The sequence below is a fragment of the Diaphorobacter sp. JS3050 genome (genome assembly GCF_013154915.1).
Taxonomy (GTDB): Bacteria; Pseudomonadota; Gammaproteobacteria; order Burkholderiales; family Burkholderiaceae_C; genus Diaphorobacter; species Diaphorobacter nitroreducens.
On sequence record NZ_CP053553.1, the window covers coordinates 3,379,654 to 3,406,030 of the forward strand.

General features: G+C 66.0%; 23 protein-coding genes. 7 read left to right on the top strand and 16 right to left on the bottom strand.

Annotated elements, in window-relative coordinates:
- The first annotated feature begins 6 nt into the window (after positions 1-6).
- The 5 genes from HND92_RS16180 to HND92_RS19415 all read left to right on the top strand — a co-directional run bounded on the left by HND92_RS16180 (position 7) and on the right by HND92_RS19415 (position 7,460).
- On the top strand, positions 7-1,515 hold the full coding sequence (locus HND92_RS16180; RefSeq protein WP_135148847.1) for a sigma-54 dependent transcriptional regulator: 1,509 nt from the start codon (positions 7-9) through the stop codon (positions 1,513-1,515).
- Complete coding sequence (ampD, locus tag HND92_RS16185; protein ID WP_172208458.1) at positions 1,496-2,095, top strand: 1,6-anhydro-N-acetylmuramyl-L-alanine amidase AmpD; 600 nt, start codon at positions 1,496-1,498, stop codon at positions 2,093-2,095. The genes HND92_RS16180 and ampD overlap by 20 nt, the downstream gene beginning before the upstream one ends.
- Before the next feature lie 355 nt (positions 2,096-2,450).
- Entirely contained in the window at positions 2,451-5,369 is a 2,919-nt protein-coding gene (locus HND92_RS16190) for a ribonucleoside-diphosphate reductase subunit alpha (protein WP_135148845.1), read from the top strand.
- Between the two features lie 138 nt (positions 5,370-5,507).
- Positions 5,508-6,698 carry a ribonucleotide-diphosphate reductase subunit beta gene (locus HND92_RS16195; RefSeq protein ID WP_011806728.1) on the top strand — a complete coding sequence of 397 codons (1,191 nt, stop codon included), beginning with the start codon at positions 5,508-5,510 and terminating at the stop codon, positions 6,696-6,698.
- A gap of 180 nt (positions 6,699-6,878) precedes the next feature.
- Positions 6,879-7,460, top strand: a complete 582-nt coding sequence (locus HND92_RS19415; RefSeq protein WP_172208460.1) for a histone — start codon at positions 6,879-6,881, stop codon at positions 7,458-7,460.
- 97 nt (positions 7,461-7,557) lie between these two features.
- Here HND92_RS19415 and HND92_RS16205 read toward each other — a convergent pair whose 3' ends face one another.
- The 7 genes from HND92_RS16205 to HND92_RS16235 form a co-directional block, all read right to left on the bottom strand.
- Complete coding sequence (locus tag HND92_RS16205; RefSeq protein ID WP_047350669.1) at positions 7,558-8,454, bottom strand: carbohydrate kinase family protein; 897 nt, start codon at positions 8,452-8,454, stop codon at positions 7,558-7,560.
- A gap of 25 nt (positions 8,455-8,479) precedes the next feature.
- On the bottom strand, positions 8,480-9,817 hold the full coding sequence (locus HND92_RS16210) for a DUF3426 domain-containing protein (RefSeq protein ID WP_172208462.1): 1,338 nt from the start codon (positions 9,815-9,817) through the stop codon (positions 8,480-8,482).
- Positions 9,818-9,894: 77 nt separating this feature from the next.
- Complete coding sequence (gene prmA / locus HND92_RS16215; RefSeq protein ID WP_047350667.1) at positions 9,895-10,788, bottom strand: 50S ribosomal protein L11 methyltransferase; 894 nt, start codon at positions 10,786-10,788, stop codon at positions 9,895-9,897.
- 84 nt (positions 10,789-10,872) lie between these two features.
- Positions 10,873-12,222: an acetyl-CoA carboxylase biotin carboxylase subunit gene (gene accC, locus HND92_RS16220; protein WP_011806733.1), complete on the bottom strand. Its 1,350-nt coding sequence runs from the start codon at positions 12,220-12,222 to the stop codon at positions 10,873-10,875.
- A gap of 113 nt (positions 12,223-12,335) precedes the next feature.
- Entirely contained in the window at positions 12,336-12,800 is a 465-nt protein-coding gene (gene accB / locus HND92_RS16225; RefSeq protein ID WP_011806734.1) for an acetyl-CoA carboxylase biotin carboxyl carrier protein, read from the bottom strand.
- A gap of 110 nt (positions 12,801-12,910) precedes the next feature.
- Positions 12,911-13,498, bottom strand: a complete 588-nt coding sequence (locus tag HND92_RS16230; protein ID WP_172208464.1) for a TlpA disulfide reductase family protein — start codon at positions 13,496-13,498, stop codon at positions 12,911-12,913.
- Positions 13,495-14,106 (bottom strand): hypothetical protein, encoded by a 612-nt coding sequence (locus HND92_RS16235; protein ID WP_172208466.1) that lies wholly within the window; start codon positions 14,104-14,106, stop codon positions 13,495-13,497. Before HND92_RS16235 ends, HND92_RS16230 begins: the two co-directional genes overlap by 4 nt.
- Positions 14,107-14,322: 216 nt before the next feature.
- Here HND92_RS16235 and mpl point away from each other — a divergent pair, with 216 nt between their 5' ends.
- The gene (mpl, locus tag HND92_RS16240; protein WP_172208468.1) at positions 14,323-15,747 is read left to right on the top strand and encodes a UDP-N-acetylmuramate:L-alanyl-gamma-D-glutamyl-meso-diaminopimelate ligase; all 1,425 of its coding nucleotides are present in this window, start codon (positions 14,323-14,325) and stop codon (positions 15,745-15,747) included.
- Between the two features lie 48 nt (positions 15,748-15,795).
- Here mpl and HND92_RS16245 read toward each other — a convergent pair whose 3' ends face one another.
- The 7 genes from HND92_RS16245 to HND92_RS19625 form a co-directional block, all read right to left on the bottom strand.
- Positions 15,796-16,107: a hypothetical protein gene (locus HND92_RS16245; RefSeq protein ID WP_011806738.1), complete on the bottom strand. Its 312-nt coding sequence runs from the start codon at positions 16,105-16,107 to the stop codon at positions 15,796-15,798.
- 94 nt (positions 16,108-16,201) lie between these two features.
- Complete coding sequence (locus HND92_RS16250; protein ID WP_047350663.1) at positions 16,202-17,320, bottom strand: 3-deoxy-7-phosphoheptulonate synthase; 1,119 nt, start codon at positions 17,318-17,320, stop codon at positions 16,202-16,204.
- A gap of 256 nt (positions 17,321-17,576) precedes the next feature.
- Positions 17,577-18,125, bottom strand: a complete 549-nt coding sequence (locus HND92_RS16255; protein WP_172208470.1) for a hypothetical protein — start codon at positions 18,123-18,125, stop codon at positions 17,577-17,579.
- 22 nt (positions 18,126-18,147) lie between these two features.
- Complete coding sequence (gene tldD / locus HND92_RS16260; RefSeq protein ID WP_103737173.1) at positions 18,148-19,608, bottom strand: metalloprotease TldD; 1,461 nt, start codon at positions 19,606-19,608, stop codon at positions 18,148-18,150.
- 61 nt (positions 19,609-19,669) lie between these two features.
- Positions 19,670-20,842: a rod shape-determining protein RodA gene (rodA, locus tag HND92_RS16265; protein ID WP_047350660.1), complete on the bottom strand. Its 1,173-nt coding sequence runs from the start codon at positions 20,840-20,842 to the stop codon at positions 19,670-19,672.
- A 56-nt stretch (positions 20,843-20,898) separates the two neighbouring features.
- Positions 20,899-21,732 carry a hypothetical protein gene (locus HND92_RS19620; protein WP_371814797.1) on the bottom strand — a complete coding sequence of 278 codons (834 nt, stop codon included), beginning with the start codon at positions 21,730-21,732 and terminating at the stop codon, positions 20,899-20,901.
- Positions 21,654-23,321 carry an HDOD domain-containing protein gene (locus tag HND92_RS19625; protein WP_371814798.1) on the bottom strand — a complete coding sequence of 556 codons (1,668 nt, stop codon included), beginning with the start codon at positions 23,319-23,321 and terminating at the stop codon, positions 21,654-21,656. The genes HND92_RS19620 and HND92_RS19625 overlap by 79 nt, the downstream gene beginning before the upstream one ends.
- A 91-nt stretch (positions 23,322-23,412) precedes the next feature.
- Here HND92_RS19625 and HND92_RS16275 point away from each other — a divergent pair, with 91 nt between their 5' ends.
- Positions 23,413-24,000, top strand: a complete 588-nt coding sequence (locus HND92_RS16275) for a YqiA/YcfP family alpha/beta fold hydrolase (protein ID WP_172208472.1) — start codon at positions 23,413-23,415, stop codon at positions 23,998-24,000.
- On the opposite strand, the gene HND92_RS16280 is transcribed toward HND92_RS16275, so the two are convergent.
- Together HND92_RS16280 and HND92_RS16285 are read right to left on the bottom strand one after the other, a co-directional pair.
- Positions 24,001-25,554, bottom strand: coding sequence for a Wzy polymerase domain-containing protein (locus HND92_RS16280; RefSeq protein ID WP_172208474.1), 1,554 nt, complete (start codon positions 25,552-25,554; stop codon positions 24,001-24,003).
- 414 nt (positions 25,555-25,968) lie between these two features.
- Complete coding sequence (locus tag HND92_RS16285) at positions 25,969-26,364, bottom strand: cytochrome c family protein (protein WP_371814800.1); 396 nt, start codon at positions 26,362-26,364, stop codon at positions 25,969-25,971.
- Positions 26,365-26,377: the final 13 nt, after the last annotated feature.

Below are 26,377 nucleotides of genomic sequence, written 5' to 3' on the forward strand. Positions count from 1 at the left end.
CAGACCATGAATGCATCCACCGCCTCCATTCTTGTCGTTGATGACGAACCCGATCTGCGCACCCTCTATGAGCTGACCCTGCTGCGCGAAGGCTACCGCGTGGAGACCGCCGCCAGCGTGGACGACGCGCGCCAACAGCTGCAGACGCAGAAGTTCGACGTCGTGATCACCGACATGCGGCTGCCCGACGGCTTCGGCATGGACTTGCTGCACGACCTGCGCAGCCAGCAGCGGCGTGAACGCTGCGTGGTCATGACGGCCTATGGATCGGCCGAGAACGCGGTGGAGGCGCTGCGCGCGGGCGCGTTCGACTACCTGACCAAGCCCGTGGACCTGAAGCAATTCCGTGCCGTGGTGGCCTCGGCGGTGCAGGGTATTGGCGCCGTACTGGCGGCGCCCAAAGCCACCCGCCCCGGCGCACGCAATGTCACGCAGTGGCCGGACATGCAAGATCCTGTGCTGGATCGCCTGATCGGCGACTCCGAAGCCATGCGCAATGTGAAGCAGCGCATCGCCAAGGTGGCGCGCAGCATGGCCCCCGTGCTGGTGCGTGGCGAGTCAGGCACGGGCAAGGAACTGGTGGCCCGCGCGCTGCATGCCAGCAGCCAGCGCTCCGAAGGCCCGCTGATCGCCGTCAACTGCGGCGCGATTCCTGAGAACCTGCTGGAGGCAGAGTTCTTTGGCGCGCGCAAGGGTTCCTACACCGGCTCTACGCACGACCGGGAGGGCTACTTCCAGGCCGCCCGTGGAGGCACGCTGTTCCTTGACGAAATTGGCGACCTGCCGCTGCCCATGCAATCCAAACTGCTGCGTGCGATCCAGGAGCGCACGGTACGGCCCCTGGGCTCCACGCAGGAAGAAGCCGTGGACGTGCGCATCGTCAGCGCCACGCACCGAGACCTGGCCGCCGACGTGCAGGCGGGGCGCTTCCGCCAGGATCTGTATTACCGGCTGAATGTCATCGAACTGCTGATCCCACCGTTGCGCGAGCGGCGAGAGGACCTGCCCGCGCTGTGCGAGGCCTTGCTGGCCCGTATCGAGCAAGAATCGGGGGTGGCCGTTCCCCACCTGACAGAGGAAGCGCTGCAGTGCATTGCACAGCACCCGCTCACCGGCAATGTGCGCGAGCTGGAAAACCTGCTGCACCGCGCGGTAGCCCTCAGCGATGGCCATGAGCTGCACGTTGAAGGCGCGCCAGCCTCCACAGTGGAGGCACCGCCGCCCCTACCGCAGCCCGTACCGTCCGCACCAGCCATCGCGCAGCCCGCTGAGCCGCACGCGCCCCCTCGTTGGTCCGGCATCAGCGAAGGCATGCCCCTGCCCAACGATCTGCAAGCCTGGCTCGACCAGCAGGAACGGGAAATACTCGTGCGCGCCCTGCGCGAGGCGGGTTTCAACCGCACGGCCACCGCAGCCCGCCTGGGCATCAGCCTGCGCCAAATCCGTTACCGGATTGCCCGGCTGCACATCGAGGTACCGCAAGACGGCGACAGCCATGGCGACGCGCAGCCCTGAGCCTGCGACCCGGCGGCCTGCCTGGCATGGCGGCTGGTACGCGAATGCGAGACGCATGGACTCGCCCAACCACGGGCCACGCCCCCCGCAGGCCAGCGTGGACCTCATCGTGGTGCATTCCATCAGCCTTCCCCCCGGAGAGTTTGGCGGGGGTCATGTGCACCGGCTTTTCATGAACCGGCTGAACTGGGACGCCCATCCTTATTTCCAGCAGATTCGCGGCCTGGAAGTGTCGACGCATTTCTTCATCACGCGCGCAGGTGTGCTGTGGCAGTTCGTGGACGTGGGCCGACGCGCCTGGCACGCGGGCCGTTCCCACTACCGGGGGCGCGATGCCTGCAACGACGACTCGATCGGCGTTGAGCTCGAGGGGCTGGAAGGTGGGAGCTTTGAGCAGGCGCAGTACGCCACCCTTGTGACCCTTTGCAAGGCGCTGCGGCAGCGCTACCCCGTGCGCTACATCGCGGGACATGAGCACATCGCCCCTGAACGCAAACACGACCCAGGCCCTGGGTTTGACTGGCGTGTACTTCATGGAGCCTTCGCCGGCACGGGTGTTCTTTTTCCGCCAGGGTGCTGATCCCTCCAGCCACCCGGACGCATTGCCGCACTTTGCGCCTTCGCCTCGCCTTCACTGCTCAGGATGAAGTTGCACGCGCGTTTGCGCGCAAGATCGGCCAGCATGCCGCACCATGGCTCAAGCCGTCGGATGCGGGCCTGATCCTACGGGGGCTGCGACGGCAGTAGAAGGCCCAGGCGTTCAATCACGTCGAAACGATCTCGCCAGCCTCTTACGGGGATACACTACCCCTAGTGTCTTGAGCCATCAACACACACTAGATATAGTGTGCGGCGACAGTCTACGCCGCCGTTTCGCCGGCCGAAGGTGACTGCCGTCCGCCTGGCCATTTCTCCGAACACCTCCGAGGACCTCCATGCACGCTGCGCCCCTATCCGCTCCTGTTGACACCCCATCGCCTGCACGGGCCACCCCGTCGGCCACGCCGACCGGGGCCCATCCACTGATGCACTACCAGATCATCCGCCGCAACGGCGCCGTGGTGCCCTTCGAGCCGCAAAAAATCGCCGTGGCGATGATGAAAGCATTCCTGGCCGTTCACGGGGCACAGGGAGCAGCCTCGGCGAGCGTGCGCGAAGTGGTGGATCAGCTGACCCAGGCAGTCGTGCGCGCGCTGATGCGCTCGCGCCCCGCAGGAGGAACGTTCCACATTGAAGACGTGCAGGACCAGGTGGAGCTGGGCCTGATGCGAGGCAGCCATCATGAGGTGGCACGCGCCTACGTGCTCTACCGCGAGCGCCGCGCGCAAGAACGCGCACAGAAGAAGGAACAACTGCTACCCCAGATGCCGGCCCTGTATGTACAGGACCAAGGTCAGCGCGTGGAGCTTGACATTCTGCGCCTGCAGAGCCTGGTGGAAGCCGCATGCACGGGCCTGGGATCGGACGTCCAGGCCGCGCCCATCATCGCGGAGACCATGCGCAACCTGTACGACGGCGTACCCATGGACGAGGTGTACAAGGCATCCATCCTCGCGGCGCGCACCCTGATCGAGAAAGATCCCGGCTACACCTACGCGACGGCACGACTGTTGCTGCACACCATCGTGCGCGAGGTGTTAGGCCGCGACGTGAATCCCGCCGACATGGCCCTGGCCTACGCCGAAAATTTTCCACAGTTCATCCGCCAGGGCGTGGACAACGAGTTGCTCGACCCGCGCCTGATGGAATTCGACCTGCAGCGCCTGGGAAGCGCACTGAAGGCCGAGCGCGACCTGCAGTTCGACTATCTTGGCCTACAGACGCTGTACGACCGCTACTTCCTGCATGTGCGCAAAACGCGCATCGAGCTGCCTCAGACCTTTTTCATGCGCGTGGCCATGGGCCTGGCGCTGCGCGAGGACGACCGCAACGCCCGCGCCATCGAGTTCTACGAACTGCTCAGCTCCTTCGATTTCATGAGCAGCACGCCCACGCTGTTCAACAGCGGGACATTGCGCTCGCAGCTGTCCAGCTGCTACCTGACGACGGTGCCCGACGAGCTGGAGGGCATCTACGAATCCATCAAGGAAAACGCCCTGCTGTCCAAGTTCGCGGGCGGCCTGGGTAACGACTGGACACGCGTACGCGCCCTCGGTGCACGCATCAAGGGCACGAACGGCGAGTCGCAAGGCGTGGTGCCGTTCCTCAAGGTGGTCAACGACACGGCCGTGGCCGTGAACCAGGGCGGCAAGCGCAAGGGTGCCGTCTGCACCTACCTGGAAAGCTGGCACCTGGACATCGAAGAATTCCTGGAGCTGCGCAAGAACACCGGCGACGACCGGCGACGCACACACGACATGAACACGGCCAACTGGATTCCCGACCTGTTCATGAAACGCGTAATGGAAAAGGGCCTGTGGACACTGTTTTCCCCCTCGGATGTCCCTGACCTGCACGACCTGTACGGACAGGCCTTCGAGAAAGCCTACATCGCCTACGAGGCCAAGGCCGAGAGCGGCGAGCTGCCTCTGTTCAAACGCGTACCGGCCGTCGACCTCTGGCGCAAGATGCTGTCCATGCTGTTCGAGACCGGCCATCCCTGGATCACCTTCAAGGACCCGTGCAACATCCGCTCTCCTCAGCAGCATGTAGGCGTAGTGCACAGTTCCAATCTCTGTACCGAGATCACGCTCAACACCAGCGATGCCGAGACGGCCGTCTGCAACCTGGGATCGGTGAACCTCGCGCGCCATCTCAAGGACGGAGGCATCGACCACGACAAGCTGCGCAAAACCGTGAGCACGGCCATGCGCATGCTGGACAACGTGATTGACATCAACTACTACGCCGTACAGAAGGCCAAGGACTCCAACCTGCGCCACCGCCCCGTCGGCCTGGGCCTGATGGGGTTCCAGGACGCGCTGTATGAACTGCGCATCCCCTACGCAAGCGACGCCGCAGTGGAGTTTGCCGATACCTCCATGGAGGCTCTCTGCTATTACGCCTACTGGGCCTCAACCGATCTCGCCCAAGAACGGGGCCAATACTCCAGTTACCAGGGTTCTCTGTGGTCCCAGGGCATCCTGCCGCTGGATTCACTGCAGTTGCTGGAGCAGGAACGTGGCGGATACGTGGAGGTGGACCGTACGACCCGTCTGGACTGGGACATGCTGCGCGCCAAGATCGCGCAAGACGGCATGCGCAACTCCAACTGCATCGCCATTGCGCCCACAGCCACCATCTCTAACATCGTTGGCGTGGACGCCTCCATTGAGCCCTCCTTCGGCAATCTCTCCGTCAAATCCAACCTCTCGGGAGAGTTCACGGTCATCAACCAGTACCTGGTGCGCGACCTGAAGCAGCTGGGCCTGTGGGACGACGTGATGCTCATGGACCTCAAGCACTTCAAGGGATCGCTGCACGCGATCGACCGCGTTCCCCTCACCGTCAAGGCACTGTATGCCACGGCCTTTGAAGTCGCTCCCACCTGGCTCGTCGAAGCGGCGGCGCGTCGACAGAAATGGATCGACCAGGCGCAGAGCCTGAACATCTATATGGCCGGCGCCTCAGGCAAGAAGCTCGACGAGACATACAAGCTTGCGTGGATACGCGGTCTGAAGACCACTTACTACCTGCGCACGCAGAGCGCGACGCATGTGGAGATGAGTACCGTGAACACACGCCAGCTCAATGCCGTCGCGTCTGGCGCAAGCGACACGGGGGAGGGAACGATGGCACCAAGCTCGGCACTGAACGCTGCCGTGGCCGCAGCGCAGGCGCAGGCTGCTGCCATCCCTGCGACCGACGTGAAGTTCTGCGCCATTGACGACCCCGGCTGCGAAGCCTGCCAGTGATGCCGTGCGCATGCGGGCGCAGCGCGACACATCGTCGCCTCGTTCGCATGTGTCGTGAAGCAACAGATCACGCCTGGCAACGCTTCGGTGCTTTTCATTTTGAAGCACTGCTTCCATAATCCGACCACTGGAAAACCTATGCTCACCTGGGACGACGAAGTCAAGCCCTCATCGCAAAAACTCTTGGACGGCAGTCACTCCAACGACCGCCCTGTGGAGCCTCCGCCAAACGGTTTCCAAGCACCCGTGTTGCAGTCCGTCGCCAGCACTTCGACGCGCACTGCCCCTACCGCGTCTGCAGCACCCCAACACCGCCGCGTGTCTGCGGTCGACAAACGCATCATCAATGGCCAGACCGACGTCAACCAGCTGGTGCCGTTCAAGTACAAGTGGGCGTGGGAGAAATACCTCGCCACCTGCGCCAATCACTGGATGCCGCAGGAAGTGAACATGACGCGGGACATCGCACTCTGGAAGGACCCGAACGGCCTGACCGAGGACGAACGGCGCATCGTCAAGCGCAACCTGGGCTTCTTCGTCACGGCCGACTCGCTGGCCGCCAACAACATCGTGCTGGGCACCTACCGCCACATCACGGCGCCGGAATGCCGGCAGTTCCTGTTGCGCCAGGCGTTCGAGGAAGCCATCCACACCCATGCGTACCAGTACATCGTGGAGTCACTGGGCTTGGACGAAGGCGAGATTTTCAACGCCTACAACGAGGTCCAGTCCATTCGCGACAAGGACGAGTTCCTGATCCCCTTCATCGAAGCGATCATGGATCCGCGCTTCACGACCGGCACACCCGAGAGCGACCAGACACTACTCAAGTCGCTGATCGTTTTTGCCTGCCTGATGGAAGGTCTGTTCTTCTACGTGGGTTTCACGCAAATCCTGGCACTCGGCCGCCAGAACAAGATGACCGGCGCTGCCGAGCAGTACCAGTACATCCTGCGCGACGAGTCCATGCACTGCAACTTCGGCATCGATCTGATCAACCAGCTCAAGCTCGAAAACCCACATCTGTGGACGGCCGAGTTCAAGGACGAGATCAAGGCCCTGTTCATCAAGGCAGTGGAACTGGAATACCGTTATGCCGAAGACACCATGCCGCGTGGCGTGCTGGGTATGAACGCCTCCATGTTCAAAGGCTACCTGCGCTACATCGCGAACCGCCGCGCCACACAGATCGGGCTGGAAGCGCTCTTTCCGAATGAAGAGAATCCGTTCCCCTGGATGAGCGAGATGATTGATCTGAAGAAGGAACGCAACTTCTTCGAGACGCGCGTCATCGAGTACCAGTCGGGCGGCGCCTTGTCCTGGGACTGACATCTTCGTAGACCAGGCCATGATTTTTCAACCACGCTCCGCGCACACAGCACCGTTCGGCGCTGCGGCCTTGGGGCGTTTCCGCATTCGTGGTGACGCATATTCAGTCGTCGCCATGGATCGCTCCACGCCCAATGCAGGCGTGGGGTGCTCTTTGCAAATCGACCCAAGGAGAAAATGATGGCAACTGCGAAGAAACCCGCTGCAAAGAAAGCAGCTCCCGCTAAGAAGACGGCTCCAGCCAAGAAGGCAGCCGCTCCTGCCAAAAAGGCCGTAGCAGCCAAGAAGGCAGCACCCGCCAAGAAGGCAGCCGCTCCTGCCAAAAAGGCTGTAGCAGCCAAGAAGGCAGCACCCGCCAAGAAGGCAGCCGCTCCTGCCAAAAAGGCCGTAGCAGCCAAGAAGGCAGCACCCGCCAAGAAGGCAGCCGCTCCTGCCAAAAAGGCTGTAGCAGCCAAGAAGGCAGCACCCGCCAAAAAGGCAGCCGCTCCTGCCAAAAAGGCCGTAGCAGCCAAGAAGGCAGCACCCGCCAAGAAGGCAGCCGCTCCTGCCAAAAAGGCTGTAGCAGCCAAGAAGGCAGCACCCGCCAAAAAGGCAGCCGCTCCTGCCAAAAAGGCCGTAGCAGCCAAGAAGGCAGCGCCCGCCAAGAAGGCAGCCGCGCCCGCGAAGAAGGCTAAGGCTCCTGCCGCAGCGCCCGCTCCTGTCGCGCAAACAACGCTGAACCCGCAAGCCGCATGGCCCTTCCCTACGGGTGGCAAGCCATAAGGCTACGGGACAGTCCAGCCTACGACCCGGTGCTTGCACCGGGTTTTTTTATGGCGAATCCGCAGTCAGAAACGCTTCTTCGATCCCAGCCACTCGCTCAGTCGGGTTGAAAGTCCAGTTGGTAATTCTGCGGACCACGTTGCGCGATCTTGAGCGCGCCCAGCCGGTTGCCCAACTGAGCGCAACGTGCCAGGGTCCACCCCTTCTCCAGGCCGTAGAGCAAACCGCCACGCCAGGCATCCCCGCAGCCCGTGGGGTCCACCACCTGCGCCGGTTGCACAGGGGGAACATGCGTCCTGACACCCTGTTCCCAAATTTCACATCCCTGTGCTCCCAGTGTGACGATCAGGCCGCGGACCCGATGCGAGATCTCTGCCAGGCTCCAGCCCGTACGGTCACACAACATCTTGCCTTCGTAGTCATTGACGGCGATCCAGCTCGCCTGCTCGATGAATCGACGCAGGTCTGCGCCATCGAACATGGGCAACCCCTGTCCCGGATCGAACACGAACGGAATGCCCGCCTCGACGAATTGCGCCGCGTGCTGCAGCATGGCCTCACGGCCGTCCGGCGCGATGATGCCCACGTGCGCACCCGCCCCGGGCGGGATGCGGTGCAGGTGGGCCTGCATCATGGCACCGGGGTGGAACGCCGTGATCTGGTTGTTGTCCCGATCGGTCATGATCATCGCCTGGGCGGTGTATGTATCCTCCACGCGGCCGACAAAGCGGGTGTCGACGCCGAGTTGCTGCAGTCGCGCCAAGTATTCGCCGCCATCAGCGCCCAGCATGGCCATGGGCAGCGGGTTGCCTCCCAACAGCTTGAGGCTGTATGCGATATTGCCAGCGCATCCTCCAAAGTCGCGGCGCAATGTGGGAACGAGAAACGACACATTCAGGATATGCAGTTGCTCGGGCAATATTTGCTCTGCAAAACGCCCATCGAACGTCATGATGGTGTCGAAGGCCAGGGAACCGCAAATCAGCGCAGCCATAGGGTCAAAGCTCAAGAGTAAAAAATCAGGGATAGAAGGCCACCAGCCGATAGCCGGCCACCTGCGCAGCGCCCTGGATCACCTGCAACGGCAGTGCACCGCTCCACACGAAACCTGGTGCCAATTCCAGGGGGGCCCCCAGTTCGTCACGCAGCAATACGCGCCGCACAATCGGCTGGTCTTGCGCATCCGTCAGCGTGAGTTCCAGCGCCGGCATCGCAACGGCCTGGGTCGACGTATTCTTCACGCTCATCTGCAACTGGTACCCGGACGGATCGTGGCGCGCCTTCAGAAATGATGAGCTGTCGATGACCACGGCCGTGATGTGCCGTGGAGGTTGCAGCACGCACTGCAAGCGCGCGCACAGTCGCTCCATCCATGCGCGGGCCGCGGGATGACGCGATGCGATGTCGTCCCTTTCCTGGATGGCTATTTGGAGAAGCAAGGCCACCACCAACGTCAAGCCGACCAAGGACAGGCCCACACGCACGGAGGGCCTGCGCCAGAACGCGTTGCGGCGCGCAGCCTTCACGAAGCCAGGTTCAATGACGGGGTCCGTGCGGTCGTCGGCATGTCCTTCTTCCCGCGCCAGCGATGGCGCGCCTGCATCCTCCGATGGCGCCAGGGACTCCAGCGGTTCAGCCGGGCTGGGCGCCATCTCTGGTGATTCGATGGTCTCCTGCGCCGCCCTCCCCACAGCGGACGTGCCCCCCTCCTCTGTGGGCATCGGTGAAACCAGAACGGCAGGTGCTTCCGCGGATTCCTGGCTGCTGGGTTCCTCCGATTCCGCATCGTCCTCAAGAGGCGCCGCCGGTAACTCGTAACCCTGCGGGAGCGTATGGACTGGCGGGGCGTGAATATCGCGCGCGGCTGGAGACAGGGGCGCCGCATCGGCATCCACCGGGGGCGCGGCCATTGCTTTCGGCGTCTTCGCAGGCGCTGCGCCCTCCGGATTCGCCAGCAGAAAGGCGGGGACCGGGGGCGGTGGGGGAACCCATGGTGGAGTTTCGCTTTCCGTACGCAGGCCTTCATCCACCGCGGGAACCACTTCCTGCGGTGCACACGCGGCCGCTGCAGACATCACCGGGTCCGGCGCAAGCGACGTTGGAGCGTCCACATGCCGCGCACTGCCCCAGACCTGAATGCCTTCCGAGGCTGTACCGACGGGCTGTGGCGGAGGCTTGAGCGCATCCAGAAGCAGGTCGGAAAGCAACGGCTCCGCCTCCTGCACCTGCAAGTGCTGCGATGCATCGAACACCTCCTTGCAGTGCCCGCATCGCACCCAGCCTTCCGATATCCGCAGCTGATCGGCAACCACCCGAAAGGTGGTGGAGCAGTGGGGGCAGCGGGTGATCTGGCTCATCGGCTGTGGATTGTAGGGGCCCCTCTACGGCCCCGCGCAGCCCGCGCGGTCAGCGACGCGCGGTTAGCGACGCGCGGTTAGCGACGCGCGGTCATCAGGATCCAGCCATCCTCACGGTCCGACACCTGCAGCTGCAGCCACGGCGCATAGGCCTCCTGCAGCTCCTGCGCCTGCCGCTCCAGGATGCCGGCCAGCACAAGGTGCCCGCCCTGCGCAACATGGCCGCTGAGCAAGGGCGCCAGCACCTTCAGCGGCGTCGCCAGAATATTCGCCAACACGGTCTGGTATTGCCCTTGCGCGCGCTCGGGCAGACCCGCGTTCACCTGCACGCCGTTGGCTTGCGCATTTTGTCGCGTGGATTCCACGGCTGCCGCGTCAATGTCCACCGCGTCGATCTCTGTGGCGCCAAATTTCGCGGCGCCGATCGCCAGGATGCCGGAGCCGCAGCCATAGTCGAGCACGCGCCCCAGCGCCTGCCCGGCCGCGTCGCCATGTTTGGCAATCCAGCGCAGGCACATGCGCGTGGTTGGGTGGGTTCCCGTGCCAAAGGCCAGCCCTGGATCCAGGCGGATGCTACGGCGCGCAGCCGCGGGCATCTCGTGCCACGTCGGCACGATCCAGAAATCGGGCGTGATGTCCACCGGCGCGAACTGGGATTGCGTGAGCCGGACCCAGTCCTGCTCCTGCACCACACTCACCCCCTGCACGATGCAGCCCTCGAAGAAATCCTGGGCCTGCAACAGTTGCCGCGCCTCCTCGGCCGCCTCTTGCGTAGGAAACAGGGCAGTGATGCGGCTACGCTGCCAACCCTCACGCGGGGGCGGCATGCCAGGTTCTCCAAAAAGCGCCTGCTCGGCATCGGTGTGCGCGTCGGCATCTTCCACGGACACGCTCAAGGCTTCCAGCGCATCGAGCGCGTCGCTCACGGTCTCCACCCGTTCCTCGGGACACAACAGGTTCAGCTCGAACATGGGATCAGCCTCCTTGCACGCGATCCATGAAAAAAGCTGGCATCCGTTTCCGGATGCCAGCGGGCAGGTCAGAAGTGCTGACGATCAGCGCTGGCGCTGCGACAGCCACTCCTCCAGGTAGTGGATGTTGGTGCCGCCCGCTACGAACTTGGCATCCACCATGAGTTCGCGGTGCAGCGCCACGTTGGTATTGATGCCTTCGATCACCGTTTCCGACAGTGCCGTGCGCATGCGCGCCAGGGCTTGCTCGCGCGTATCGCCGTGCACGATGATCTTGCCGATCATGGAGTCGTAATTCGGCGGCACGTAGTAGTTCGTATAGGCGTGCGAGTCCACGCGCACGCCCGGGCCGCCAGGCGCGTGCCACATCGTGATGCGCCCCGGCGACGGGATGAACTTGTAGGGGTCCTCGGCGTTCACCCGGCATTCGATCGCATGGCCATGGATCTGAACCTGGCGCTGAGTGAACGGCAGTTTTTCGCCCGCAGCCACCATGATTTGCGTGCGCACGATGTCCACGCCCGTGATCCACTCGGTCACCGGGTGCTCCACCTGCACGCGGGTGTTCATCTCGATGAAGTAGAACTCGCCGTTCTCGTACAGGAACTCGAACGTACCCGCACCGCGGTAGCCGATCTTCTTGCAGGCGGCCACGCAGCGTTCGCCAATCTTCTCGATCAGCTTGCGCGGAATACCCGGTGCCGGCGCTTCCTCGATCACCTTCTGGTGGCGACGCTGCATGGAGCAGTCGCGCTCGCCCAAGTACACGGCATTGCGGTACTTGTCGGCCAGTATCTGGATCTCTATATGGCGCGGGTTCTGGAGGAATTTCTCCATGTACACGGCCGGGTTGCCAAAGGCGGCCTGCGCCTCGGCCTTGGTCATCTGCACCGCGTTGACCAGCGCCGCCTCGGTGTGCACCACCCGCATGCCACGGCCGCCACCACCGCCAGCGGCCTTGATGATGACCGGGTAACCGATGCTCTTGGCAATGCGGCGGATCTGCACCGGATCATCCGGCAACTCGCCATCGGAGCCCGGCACGCAGGGTACGCCCGCGCGGATCATGGCCTGCTTGGCCGACACCTTGTCACCCATCATGCGGATGGAGTCGGGCGTCGGGCCGATGAACTGGAACCCGCTCTTTTCCACCCGTTCGGCGAAATCGGCGTTTTCCGACAGGAAGCCATACCCCGGGTGAATGGCCTCGGCGTCCGTCACCTCGGCCGCCGAAATGATGGCAGGCATGTTGAGGTAGGACAGCGGCGAGGGCGCGGGGCCGATGCACACAGCCTCCTCCGCCAGCTTGACATATTTGGCGTCGCGGTCGGCCTCGGAATAGACCATCACGGCCTTCACGCCCAGTTCGTGGCAGGCACGCTGGATTCGCAGGGCAATCTCGCCGCGATTGGCGACCAAAATCTTCTTAAACATGGTTGGCCTCGCGGCTCAAGGCCGCATGCAGACAAAAACCCGCGCCAGCGCCTGGTGCTGCCATGCATGCGCAACGAGCGCATGCGGCGGGGGCTGAAGCGCTCATGCGCGGCTTACTCGATGACGAACAGCGGCTGCCCGTATTCCACCGCCTGCCCGTTCTCACCCAGGATGCGGGTCACCGTGCCGGACTTGTCGGCCTCGATCTCGTTCAGGATCTTCATGGCTTCGACGATGCACACCGTGTCACCTTCCTTGACCTTGCTGCCCACCTCGACAAACGGCTTCGCGCCCGGGCTGGACGCGCGATAGAACGTACCCACCATGGGCGACTTGACGATATGGCCAGAAGGGGCCGCCGCCGCGGGGGCAGGCAATTCAGCGACGGGCGCGGTGGGCGCGGCCGCTACGGGCGCGGCGGCCATGGGGGTTTGGACGGGAGCGGCGACGAACTGCTGCACCACGGCCCCGCCGCTCTTCACGATGCGGACCTTGCCCTCGGCTTCGGTGATCTCGAGTTCAGAAACATTCGACTCGGAGACCAGATCGATGAGGGTCTTGAGTTTGCGCAAATCCATGGGGGCTCCAACGGCTAGAAACGGAATGGGGAGCGAATTTACCCTAATTTCGGACTATTTCACCGAAATGCCCCCAATTGCCACCATCTCCATTGAGGAAACACAGGCGCTCACCACGTTGTGGACCAGCCTTGGAGATCCTGCGCCGTCAGTTGGCCCATTTTACGCTTCAAAATGCTGCCATTTGCGCCAAACAGTACGGTAAAGGGCAGCCCGCCCTTTTCGTTGCCCAGCCGGCGTGCCAGGTCGGTGCCGCCCAGCCCCCCCAAGGCGATTGGGAAATCGAGAGGCATGCGCTCTAGAAATTTGCGCACGTTGGAAGGCTGATCGATCGCCAAGCCCACAACCTGCCACCCTTTGGCGCGGTGTTCCCCATAAAAGGCATTGAGCAGCGGCAGTTCTTCCACGCACGGGGGGCACCAGGTGGCCCAAAAATTCAACAGCAGGGGGCGACCCCGCAAGGCGGCCATGGACAGCACTTCGCCCGCCGGGCCTTCAAACTGCGCGCCCCAGACGTCGTCGGACACGCCCTCCTGCACCGGGCCCGGCCGCAGCCGCCAGGTCGCCAGCCCCGCGCCCCCCAGGGCGGCAAGGGCACCGGCCCCCACCAGCAGCCAGCGGCGGCGGCGGAGCGGATGGGCGCTCGGCGCCTTTGCGGAATCGGCAGACGCCGAAGAGGAAAGAGTGGGCTCGTTCATGAAGACAGGGTGGAAGTAGGCATTTCCTGCAGCAACCGGCGCACGGCTTGCAGATCACCCCGGGGCGCGCGCCCCCGGGCGTCGGGGCGCAGCGCGCCACGCAGGTCGTCCAGGTCATAGATCAGCAGATGCACGCCGATCTCTTCGTGCAACGCGGCGGATCGGCTGCTCAGACTCAAGGCATCGACCGGCTCGCCCCGGAAACCCATGACGGTGCGCGGCTCGTAATTCACATGGTGGTCGATGAGGGCAATCTCGGCCGATTTGGGATCGTCGCAGAACAGCGCCAGGTAGATGTCGGACAGCCGCGTGGCCGTGCCGTGCCAGACCGCACCACCCAGGTAGGGGCGGAAGTCCTGCATGCGTTGCATCCACACCAGCGCCAATTCGCGCAGCGCCCGCAATTCGGAGGGTTGGGTATCGGCGCAAAACAGGCCGATGTACTCCCGCACGGCATCCTCGACGAGGTCGTTGTCGGGCAGCGGCGTGCGCTGGGGCAGCCCCAACTCCTTGACCGCGCGGCGCTTGGCCGCCCCCCACTCCAGCCCCTCCTCGACCACCAGGCGGGCTGCGGCATTGGCGATTTCGATGGCAAAGGCGTTTTGCATGGCGGCACGGTCCAGAACGCAGGACGCCCATTGTCGCCCCAATGCCCCGCAATACCGTTGACGCAACCGTGACGGCGCACCCGCCGCAGGGGCAATGCACCATGCATCCGCCATTTGCTCCCTATTCGATAGCTGTTCGCGCTTGATCAACGGGCGTTAGACCCATTTTTCTCATAAATCCTGGAGGTTCCACCGAGGTCCATAGAATCGGGAGCCATGCATATACACATCCTGGGCATCTGCGGCACGTTCATGGGCGGCCTGGCCGCGCTGGCGCGCGAGGCGGGCCACCGTGTCACCGGCTGCGACGCCGGCGTCTACCCTCCCATGAGCGACCAGTTGCGCGCCTTGGGAATAGAGTTGATCGAAGGCTATGGCGCCGACCAGCTCGCGCTGAAGCCCGACATGTTCGTGGTGGGCAACGTGGTCAGCCGCGCGCGGCTGGCGGACGGCACGCCGAAGTTTCCGCTGATGGAGGCCATCCTCGACGCGGGCGCGCCCTATACCAGCGGGCCGCAATGGCTGGCCGAGCATGTGCTGCAGGGCCGCCATGTGCTGGCCGTCGCCGGCACGCACGGCAAGACGACCACCACGTCCATGCTGGCCTGGATTCTGGAATGCGCGGGCCTGGCGCCCGGCTTCCTGGTGGGCGGTGTGCCGATGAACTTCGGCGTATCCGCGCGTCTGGGCGCACCCGTACGGCCCCTGGCCGGGCCAGGACCGCTCGCCACGGCGCCGCTGTTCGTGATCGAGGCGGATGAATATGACACCGCGTTCTTCGACAAGCGCAGCAAATTCGTGCACTACCGCCCCCGCACCGCCGTGCTGAACAACCTGGAGTTCGATCACGCCGACATCTTTGACGACCTGGGCCAGATCGAACGGCAGTTCCACCACTTGGTGCGCACGGTGCCGCCCTCGGGCCGCGTGGTGGTCAATGGGCTGGAGGAGAGCCTGGCACGCGTACTGCACGCCGGCTGCTGGAGCGGCGTGGCCAACTTTGGCACCGCGGTGAGCGACTTCGGCGCGCAAGGCGCGCCGCACGATTTCGAGGTGCTGCAGCGGGGCCGCACAGTGGCACGCGTGCAGTGGACGCTGACGGGCGTGCACAACCAGCTCAATGCCCTCGCTGCCATCGCGGCCGCCGAGCATGTGGGCGTGACGCCGGCCCAGGCGGCCGAGGCGCTGGCGCGCTTCGAGAACGTCAAGCGCCGCATGGAGCTGCGCGGCACGGTGCGGGGCATCGCTGTCTATGACGACTTTGCGCACCATCCCACGGCGCTGCGCACCACGCTGGACGGACTGCGCCGGCGCGTGGGCCCCAAGGGCGAAGGCCGCGGGCGCATCCTGGCGGTGTTCGAGCCGCGCAGCAACACCATGAAGCTGGGCACCATGAAGGCGCAGTTGCCCTGGGCGCTGGAGCCGGCCGACCTGGCCTTCTGCCATACCGCCGGCCTGGACTGGGACGCCGCTGCGGCGCTGGCCCCCATGGGTGCGCGCGCGCAGACGGCGGGCGACCTGCCCACGCTGGTGGGCCAGATCCGCGCGGCGGTGCAGCCGGGCGACCACATCGTCTGCATGAGCAACGGCAGCTTTGGCGGAGTGCACGCCCAACTGCTCGCAGAACTATCAAAACAATAGCTGCTAGCGCTTGATTAATAAGCGCTAGCGGCCTTTTTGGCTTGAGACTTAGAAGCTGACAGCCATGCCCGGCACGTCCACGCGCACGACGGGCCTGGCAAGCGCAGCGACGGTGGCGCGGGCAAACTGGCCGGACCATGCAGGATCGGCCAGCAGCGTCGCCCCCGCGGCGCGGGCCACGGTCAGCACCTTGTCGGCCAGCAGCACCTTGCCGCTGGCGCGCAGCGGTTCGCATTCCAGGCGTAGAAATTCATCGTCCAGCCAGCGGCGCGCGTCCTCGTGCGACAGGGGCTGTCCCCCCTGCGCGTCCAGACGGAATTCCTGATCGGGGCTCAGGGTGACCAATACTTCGCTGTGCATGAGCTGTCTCGCCTCTTGATGGAATAGTGTTGACGGGTGAACGGGACGGCGCGGCCGCGCCATTCCCGTGCCTCGAGCTTACACCGCGCCCGCTTCAGCGCGCGCGCCGCGCTTGCACGGCGGCCGCCAGCTCGGCCAGGCAGGCAACGGAGTCGTCCCAGCCCAGGCAGGCATCGGTGATGCTCTTGCCGTATTCCAGCGCCGTGGCATCGTCCTTGCCCGGCGTGAACTTCTGCGCTCCGGGCTGCAGGTGGCTTTCCACCATCACGCCGAACACGCTGCGCGAGCCGCCTGCGATCTGCGCGGCGATGTCGCGCGCCACATCGCGCTGCTTCTCGTGCTGCTTGCTGCTGTTGGCATGGCTGCAGTCCACCATCAGCGACGCCGGCAGGCCGGCGGCCTCCAGGTCCTTGCAGGCCGCGGCAACGCTGGCAGCGTCGTAGTTGGGCGCCTTGCCGCCGCGCAGGATCACGTGGCAATCCTTGTTGCCCGCGGTATGCACGATGGCCACCTGGCCGTTCTTGTGCACCGACAGGAAGTGGTGGCCGCGGCTGGCGGACTGGATGGCATCGGTGGCGATGCGGATGTTGCCGTCGGTGCCGTTCTTGAAGCCGATGGGGGCCGAAATGCCGGAGGCCAGTTCGCGGTGTACCTGGCTTTCGGTGGTGCGCGCGCCGATGGCGCCCCAACTGATCAGGTCGCCGATGTACTGGGGCGAGATCACGTCCAGGAACTCGCTGCCCGCCGGCACGCCCAGGCGGTTGATGTCGATGAGCAGCTGGCGCGCGATGCGCAGGCCCTCGTCGATGCGGTAGCTGCCGTCCAGGTAGGGGTCGTTGATCAAGCCCTTCCAGCCCACGGTGGTGCGGGGCTTCTCGAAGTACACGCGCATCACCACTTCCAGTTGGTCCTTGTACTGCTCACGCACCGCCTTGAGCTTGCGGGCATAGTCCACCGCGGCGTGCGGGTCGTGGATCGAACAGGGGCCGATGATGACGAGCAGCCGGTCGTCCTCGCCGCTCATGATGCGCTGGATGCTGCGGCGTGTGTTGGCAATCAGCGACTCCACCTCCGACCCGCGGATCGGGAAGAAGCGAATCAGGTGGTCTGGAGGAGGAAGCACGGTGATGTCCTTGATGCGTTGGTCGTCGGTCTCGCTGGTTTTCTCGACGTTGGGATACCAGGCATCGCTGCTGGAGACATGGGCGTTCATGGGTGCTTCCTCTCGGGTGTGTGGGGGGGGTGAAGATGGAAAACGGAGAACAGATAACAAAAAACCGCCGGGCTTTTCAGCTTCGGCGGTTTCTTAGAGAAGGGGGCTCAGTCTGGGTGCGCGCGTACCTCTCATCCGCCAGGGACAGAGAACCAAAAGTAAAAGTAAAACGCGCTGTGAACTGACATGCGAACCAATGTAGCACGTATTGCGGCACCGCAACATAGGCACCGTGTTGCCGTCGCGCTACAACCGCTTACGGATGCCGTCCCTCGAACCACCACCGGCGCAGGCGCGCCAGCAGTGGCGCACGCGGTGGGCGCTCCGCGGCAGGCCGGGTGTCGGGCGCCGATCGCTCCATGCAGGGGTCGCCCTGCATATAGATGTCGAGCACCAGCCGTGCCTCTCCCAGCGTGCGCCACGCCTGCCGCTCAAAAGTACTGAAGCGCTCGGCCTCAGAGGGGCTGCGCTGCTGCAAGGCCTGCTGCCATTGCGCCAGGGCATCGCGCAATTCGCGCAACGCGCGCTGGTAGACACCGAATTCATACAGCGCATGCCAGGCCGACCCCAGGCCTGTGAGGTGCAACTGGTGGCGCCTTGCGCAATACGCCAGCGCCTCGGCGCTGCGCCGCACGGCCTCGGGCCCCAGCTGCCCCCGGCGCGCGCGCGTGGCGGCCTCGATATGCTGGGCCAGCTCGCCCAGGCTGTCGCGCAGCGCACGCGCGTCCTCGTCCGCCTCGCCGCAATGCGGGTTACGGTCCGGATCGGTGAAAGTCTGCGGGCGGCTGGAGTGTGGCGCGGGCATGGCACACAACCGGCCGCGGCGCTCAGGCCGTGCCGCCCACCGTCAGGCCATCGATGCGCATGGTGGGCTGGCCCACTCCCACGGGCACGCTCTGACCCTCCTTGCCGCAGGTGCCCACACCACTGTCCAGGCGCATGTCGTTGCCGATCATGGTCACCTTCTTGAGCGACTCCGGGCCGCTGCCGACGATGGTTGCACCCTTCACGGGGTACTGGATCTTGCCGTTTTCCACCCAGTAGGCCTCGCTCGCGGAGAACACGAACTTGCCGCTGGTGATGTCCACCTGTCCGCCGCCGAAGTTGGTGGCGTACAGGCCCTTCTTGATGCTGGCGACGATTTCCTGCGGGTCCTTGTCGCCGCCCAGCATGTAGGTATTGGTCATGCGCGGCATGGGGATGTGGGCATAGCTCTCGCGCCGGCCGTTGCCCGTGGGCTTGACACCCATGAGGCGCGCATTCATCGCGTCCTGGATGTAGCCCTTCAATATGCCGTCCTCGATGAGCACGTTGCGCTGCGTGGCGTGGCCTTCATCGTCCACGTTGAGCGAGCCGCGGCGGTCGGCCAGCGTGCCATCGTCCAGCACGGTGACGCCCTTGGCCGCCACGCGCTGCCCGATGCGGCCGCTGAAGGCACTCGACCCCTTGCGGTTGAAGTCGCCCTCCAGCCCGTGGCCCACGGCCTCGTGCAGCAGCACACCGGGCCAACCGGGGCCCAGCACCACGGTCATCTCGCCCGCAGGCGCGGGGCGCGACTCGAGGTTGACCAACGCAGCATTCACGGCTTCATGGACATACTGCCCGATCTGCTCGTCGGTGAAATAGGCCAGACCAAAGCGCCCGCCCCCGCCGGCCGAGCCCACCTCGCGGCGGCCGTTCTGCTCGGCGATGACGGTGATCGACAGGCGCACCAGCGGGCGCACGTCGGCGGCCATCAGCCCATCGGCACGCGCCACCAGCACCACGTCGTACTCGCTGGCCAGGCCCGCCATGACCTGCACCACGCGCGGGTCCTTGGCGCGGGCACATTGCTCGGCGCGCTCCAGCAGGCGCACCTTGTCGGTGCTGTCCATCGAGGCGATGGGGTCGATGTGCGGGTACAGCGAACGGCTGTTTGCTATCTTTTTGGAAGCTACTCGCGCTCGTCCCACCTTATCCGCAGCCGAAATGGACCGCACGGTACGGGCTGCGTCGAGCAGCGAGGCCTCGGAAATATCGTCCGAGTAGGCGAAGGCGGTCTTCTCGCCGCTCACCGCGCGCACGCCCACGCCCTGGTCGATGGAGAACGAGCCCGTCTTGACGATGCCCTCTTCCAGGCTCCAGCCTTCGCTGCGCGTGTACTGGAAGTACAGGTCGGCGTCGTCCACGCGGTGCGCGCGGATCTCCGCCAGGGCGCGGGAGAGGTGGGACTCGTCCAGGCCGAAGGGGGTGAGCAGCAGCTCACGGGCCAGGCCCAGGCGTTCGATGGTGGGTTCGCGGGAAATCATCGGCCGATTGTAGGCAGGCGCCCTAGACCCTGCGTGCACGCAGGTTCCCTCCGCAGCCCCGCTACCGCGCCCGCGGCGGCCCCTGCTCAGGCTGGTGCTGTGCGCGTGCCACCGACATCAGCACCCCCAGCGCAAGCCCCAGCGTGACCATGGCCGTGCCGCCGTAGCTGACGAACGGCAGCGGCACCCCCACCACGGGCAGGATGCCGCTGACCATGCCCATGTTCACGAAGGCATAGGTGAAGAAGATCATCGCCACGGCACTCGCCATGAGGCGCCCGAACAGCGTATTGGCGTTGGCCGCAATCGCCAGCCCGCGCCACACCAGCAGCACAAAGCAGACGATCAGGGTGAGGTTGCCCACCAGGCCGAACTCCTCGGAGAACGCGGCGAAGATGAAGTCGGTCGTGCGCTCCGGAATGAACTCCAGGTGCGTCTGCGTGCCGGCCATGAACCCCTTGCCCCACACGCCGCCCGAGCCGATGGCGATCATGCCCTGGATGATGTGAAAGCCCTTGCCCAGCGGATCGCGCGTGGGGTCCAGCAGCGTGCAGATGCGCTGTTGCTGATAGTCGTGCAGCACCGGCCAGCGCACGCCCTCGGCGCACAGTTGCGGCTCGAACCAGACGATGAGCGCAATGCCCACCGCGCCCAGCAGCACCGGCGGCACCACCAGCTTCCAGGGCAGGCCCGCAAAGAAAATCACCGACAGCCCCGCGGCCATCACCAGCAGCGAGGTGCCCAGGTCGGGCTGTTTCATGATCAGCCCCACGGGCACCATGAGCAGCGCCCCCGCCACCACGAAATCCAGCGCACGCAGCTGGCCCTCGCGCTTCTGGAACCACCAGGCCAGCATCAGCGGGGTGGCGATCTTCAGCAGCTCGCTGGGCTGGATCACCACACCCACGTTGATCCAGCGCTGCGCCCCCTTCTTGGTGATGCCGAACAGCGCCACGCCCACCAGCAGCGCCACGCCCAGCGTGTACAACGGCACGGCCAGCATCATCAGCCGCTGCGGCGGCACCTGGGCCACCACGAACAGGATGCCCGCGGCCAGCAGCATGTTGCGGCCATGGTCGTAAAAGCGCGTGCCATGATCGAAACCCGACGAATACATGGCCACCAGGCCGATGGATGACAACGCCAGCAGCAGCGCGATGAGCGGCCAGTCAAAGCCGCGCAACAGCGGCAGGACGCGTTGCGGCAGGGAAGGTTTGTCGAAAGCGGCGGCCATGGGGCGCGATTATCGGGTGCCAGGCCAAGCCCCCTGCGTGATTCCAGGACTAGGCATCAGTCGGCCTGGCGAAACGCCAGCACCAGCTGGTTGCGCAGCGTGCGCAGCTGCCCCTGCACCTTGTCGTCCACCACCAGGCCGCCAGGGCGCTCATGATCGGCATAGATCAGCGCAAAGGGACGCTGCTTGATCGACAGCGGCAGCAGCAGAAAGCTGGTGGCATCGAAGCTGCCGAGGAACCATGCCGGCAGACGCGCTCGCACACGCTCCTCGGTGGCGTCGGCAATCAGGGTATCGGCGCCCCGCTGGCACACGGCGGCAAACAGGTCATCCGCGTCCTTCAGGGGCACGGCCAGGGCGCGCACGGCGTCTGCGCTGCCTTCGCCCAGTCCGAAGCGCCCGGTCATGCGCTCGGTCTTGACCTCGCGCAGGCAGAACACGATGCGCCGCGCGCCCAGCGCACGCAGCATGGTTTCCAGCACCATGCGCACGATGTCATTCAGGCGGAAGTCCTCCACCATGGCGTTGCTGACCTCCTGGATGCCAGCGGCCAGCACCTCGGCCGCCTGGCTGGCGGCAGGCGCCGCATCAGTGGACTGCGCCAGCGTCAGAGGCAGGGTCTGCAGGGCGTCGTAATGCAGCTCATGGCCCGTGGCCGGGTCGGCCCATACCGGCGGCGCATCCAGGGCGGTGGGCGGAGCCAGCAGGCGCGCCGCGGGCGAGCCCTTGTCCACGCGCAAGTCCAGGGCGTCGGCCATGGCGATGAGCTGCTCGCGTGCCAGCACCGTGGCCTTGACGAACTCCTGCTGCGTCATCGAGAAAGCGACCGCATAGTGCGCCGCCAGCCGCTGCAGGCGGGCGCCAGCGGGTTCCGGCTCATGCTGCAGCATGATGGTGGCCGCCTGGTTCGCGGCACGCCCCACCCAGCGCAACCGCTCCACGCCCTCGGGCGGCGCTGCGGCGGCCGCCCCTGCGGTGGCCGTATGCAGCGCTGCAGGGAATCGGGCAGGCTCCACACACGCGCCACGCCGACACCCAGGTCTTCCAGGCTCAGTCCTAGCACCTGCAAAGCCGCGGCTTCATCGCCCCCCGACGGCCGGTCAGAGGCCACCAGCGCACGGATCCGGGCCGCCTCCTCCGGGAAATAAAACGAGCACAGCATGCGCCCCAGGCCCTGGAACATCGCGCCGAGAAACGCTTCCTCGCGCTGGTCGCTCGGCCCGCACAGCTGCGCCGCCACGGCGCCGGCCATCATGGTGCGCAAGAATTCCTCGCGCATCTGCTTGGCATGCCCCCGGTCCTGCATGTGCTCCAGCAGCACCAGCGACAGCGCCATGTTGCGCACCGCATTGAAGCCCACCAGGCTCACCGCGCGCGAGACCGTGCCGATGCCGCCCCCCAGGTGGGAAAAGGGGGCGCTGTTGACCAATCGCAGCAGCTTGTTGGTGAGGGCAACGCTCTTGAGGATCTCGTTGGTCAGATCGGCAATGCTGTCGTCCTCCGAGTGGGTCATGCGCTGGATGCGCGCCACCGAATCGGACAGCGCCGGAAAGTCACTCTTGTGGCGCATGCGCCGCAGCAGGAAGTCCAGCGCGGCATTGCTTGCCGCGGTAGGGGCGCTCACCGGCGCCGCCCAGGCACGCAAGGCATCGCACATTTCCTGCGCGCTGGCGTAGCGCTCGGCAGGGTCGCGCGCCAGGGCCCGGCGCAGGATGGAGCGCAGGCCATCGTCCACGCCCGCCCCCAGATCGTCGGGCAGCTGCGGCGCGTGGCGGGCGACATGCGCGAGCGCCTGCGCCGGATCACGCTCAGTAATCAAACGCCTGCCGGTGAGCAGTTCCACGAGCACCAGCGCAGCGGCGTAGATGTCCGACGCGGGCGCGGGCGCCGCGCCCGCCACCGCTTCTGGCGCCATGTAGGCCGGCGTGCCGCGCGCAACGGGGCCGCCCGCAGGGCTGGCCATGGCCGCGGCGATGCCGAAATCCATGATCCGCGCATGGCGCTGGGCATCCACCATCACGTTCGACGGCTTCAGGTCGCAGTGCACGATGCCGGCCTCATGCGCCGCCTGCAGCCCTTCGAGCAGGTCCACCATCAGCTCCACCGCGTCGTGCACCGCACAGCGGCCCTGATGCGCCAGATGCTCGGCCAGCGTGCAGCCTGGCACATATTCGAACACCAGGTCGGGCTGGCCTTCGTGCACGTCGGCCTCGAACACCGGCACGATGCGCGGGTGCGACAGCCGGCCCACATGGCGCGCCTCGCGCAGCCACTGCTCCTGCGCCTGCGCGTCGCCGCCGTCGGCCAGCCACTTGACCGCGACCTCGCGGTGCAGACGCGTGTCCCGCGCCAGCCACACGGTCGCCTGCGCGCCTCGGCCCAGCACGTGCTGCAACTCGAATCGCCCCAGGCGTTGGCGAGCGGGCATGGCGCCCGCTGCAGCGCCCAGGGTGGCCGGACGGGAAACGGAATCGGGCATGGCGTAAGCTGGCTACAAGATCCACGCATCATCCACCAAAAACCGTTGCCGGACCGGCACTTGCCTTTCGACAGCGCAGACGCTGACAGCCATGCCCACCACCCACCTGCTGTACCTGCACGGCTTTCGCTCATCACCCCAGTCCACCAAGGCCCGCCAGGTGGCCGCGCACGTGGCCCAGCACCACCCGGGCGTGACGTTCTGGTGCCCACAGCTGCCCCCTTCGCCGCGCGCGGCGATGGCGCTGGTCGCAGGCGGCATCGCCACCTGGCCGCAGGGACCGGGCATGGCGGTGGTCGGCTCGTCGCTCGGCGGCTACTACGCCAGTTGGGTGGCGCAACAGGCGCGCTGCACCAGCGTGCTGCTCAACCCCGCCGTCCACCCCGCGCGCGACCTGGAGCGCTACATCGGCGAGCAGACCGCGTGGCACAACCCCGAAGAGCGGTTCTTCTTCCGCCCCGAGTACATCGCCGAGCTGCAGGCGCTGGACGTGCGCCACCTGCCGCCCGCAGGGCCGGAGCTGCTGGTCGCCGCGCAGGGCGACGAACTGCTGGACTGGCGCGAGATGGTCGCGCGCTACCCGCAAGCCACCCAGCGCGTACTGCCCGGCGGCGACCACGCGCTGAGCGACTTCGCCCAGCACCTGCCCGAGGTGCTGGCGTTCTGCGACCTGGTCTGATCAGCGCTCCAGCGGCGGGCCACCGGAAGGCTGGCCGCGCTGCCAGCGCCCGAAGTCGTACGGATAGGCGCGGCGGTAGCGGTCGGTGTGCAGCGCCACCTCGTCCTCGCGGCCCAGCAGCCGCGCGCTGGCGATGAGCTTCTCGATCACGCGCGGCTCGGGCGAGTAGTGCAGCAGTTGCAACGCCAGGGCATGCATCTCGGCCGCATTGGCGGGCGTGACCACCGCAGTGGTGAGTTGCGCGAACTGCGCTGGCGCACGGAAGAACCACACCTGCCGCGCCGCGTCGGCAGCCGTCAGCGCGCGCAGCGCCGCGGGCCGCTCGGCCGTGGGACGGTACAGCGCGCTCACGCGCGCGTAGTCCCGTACCAGTACGAACCCCATGGCCGGGGCCGCCAGCAGTGCCACGCCCACCACCACCGCACCCACGGGGCGCCAGCGCGCCGCACGCGACAGCCAGGGTGCCAGCAGCACCAGCACGGCCAGCGCAGTGGCCAGTTGGAACGGCCCGTACCACAGCGGGAACTCCAGCAGGCTGTGCACGCCCACAAGGGCCAGCACGCCCCAGGCCAGTTGGCGGTGGGGCTGCGTCTCGCGCCAGGGGCGCGCGCGCAGCGCGGCCCACAGCGGCACGCCGCACAGCAGCAGCGCGGCCGGCAGGCCCAGTTCCACTGCCAGATGCAGCGGCAGGTTGTGGGCGTTGTCCAGCAGCACGCAAAAACGCTCTCCCGCAAACGGGTGGATGTAGTGCGCGTAGTCCAGCTCGCCCCAGCCCCAGCCGGCCCAGGGCCGCTGGGCGATCAGCTCCAGCACGTTGGACCACAGCGTAGCGCGGCCGACGCAGGTCTGGGAGCCATCGGCCATCCGCATGAACAGGCCGTCCATGCGCATGCCCGTCCACCGCAGCAGCAGCTGCGGCAAGCCCCACGCGGCCACCGCATAGACCGCCAGCCCCACGCCGGCCATGCCGAGCGCCAGTGCGCCGCTGCTGCGCCGCCACACGGCGAGCAGCGCCAATACCACCAGCCACTCCAGCGCCCCCGTGCGCGAGGCCGTGGCCGCGCCCGCAGTGGCCAGCAGCACCATGGCCCAGGGCACCGCGACCGCCGCCAGCACCGGCCAGCGCGCGCCGCGCCCTCCCAGCACCGGGTTGCCGTCCACCTGCTCCTGCAGGCGCGCCACCCACCACAGCAGCGCCCACACGCCCAGCGCCAGCAACGTGGCCTGCTGGTTGCGCTGGCGCAAGTTGCCGAAGGCCAGGCCCGGGCTGGAGGCATGCACCCACGGCGCCCACCCCGGGTCGCCCATGAAGAACTGCACCAGGCCGATGGCCGCGGCCACCAGCGCCGCGAGCAGCAGACCCGCCGCCAGATGGGCGCCCAGGCGCGCGGCACTGGGACGCCAGGCGCCGCACCAGGCCAGCGCCGCCAGCAGCCAGGCGCAGGCGCCGCTGGCCAGCAGCGGCCAAAAGTTGGAATACGGAGCCTCGGTAATGCCAAAGACGAAGGGCAGCGCCATCGCCAGGACCGCCAGCGGCGCGAAATCAGGACGCATGGCGGGGTGGTGGTGCAAAGGCGATCGTGGACGTCATGGTGACGCCCATCATAGGCGCCGCCATGGCAATAGGGCCTGTTCACACTATTTTTGCCAGATGCGTTGCGATCAAAAAGGGCCAGGCGCAAGGCGCCAAACGAAGCTGGGGTGCTACCCCAGCGAGGCTTGGCAACGCCGCGAATGGCCCTTTTTGATCGCAACCCGGAGGGAACGAAGTGAAAACCGCGCCATTCGTCGTTGCCCTCCTAGCCAAGGCCCCGGCCTTGGCGTCGTCACGCGCCTAGATTGGCGCGGTTTTCACGCCATTCGCACTGGCAAAAATAGTGTGAACAGGCCCTAGCCGCACTTCAAGCCAAAAATGCCTCCAGCGCTTTTTCAGCAAGCGCTGGTAGCTATCAAAGGAAGAGCAATGAACTACCTGGGCGTGCAGGCGCTCCCCGGCTGCGTGGCCTGGCGCAGCCAGGCGATGAGCGCCGCACGCTCGCCATCGTCCTTCACGCCTGCGTAGCCCATGGACGTGCCGGGCACGGTGGCTGGCGGGTCCTTCAGGAAGCGCTGCAGCGTGCGCTCGTCCCAGACGATGCCGCTGGCCTTCATGGCCGGGGAGTAGCCGTCGAACCCCGGCGCCGTGCCCGCGCGGCGGCCGAACAGGCCGCAGTGCTGCGGTCCCGTGCGGTGGCCCTCGATGGCGTGGCACCCCGCGCAGCGCGCGTAGATCTGCTGGCCGCGTGCCAGCTGGGCTGCGTCAGGCGCCATGGGCTGGGGCGCGGCCGGCGCTGGCGTTGCCGGCGCGGGCCCGGCGACCGCCATGCCCGCAGCACCA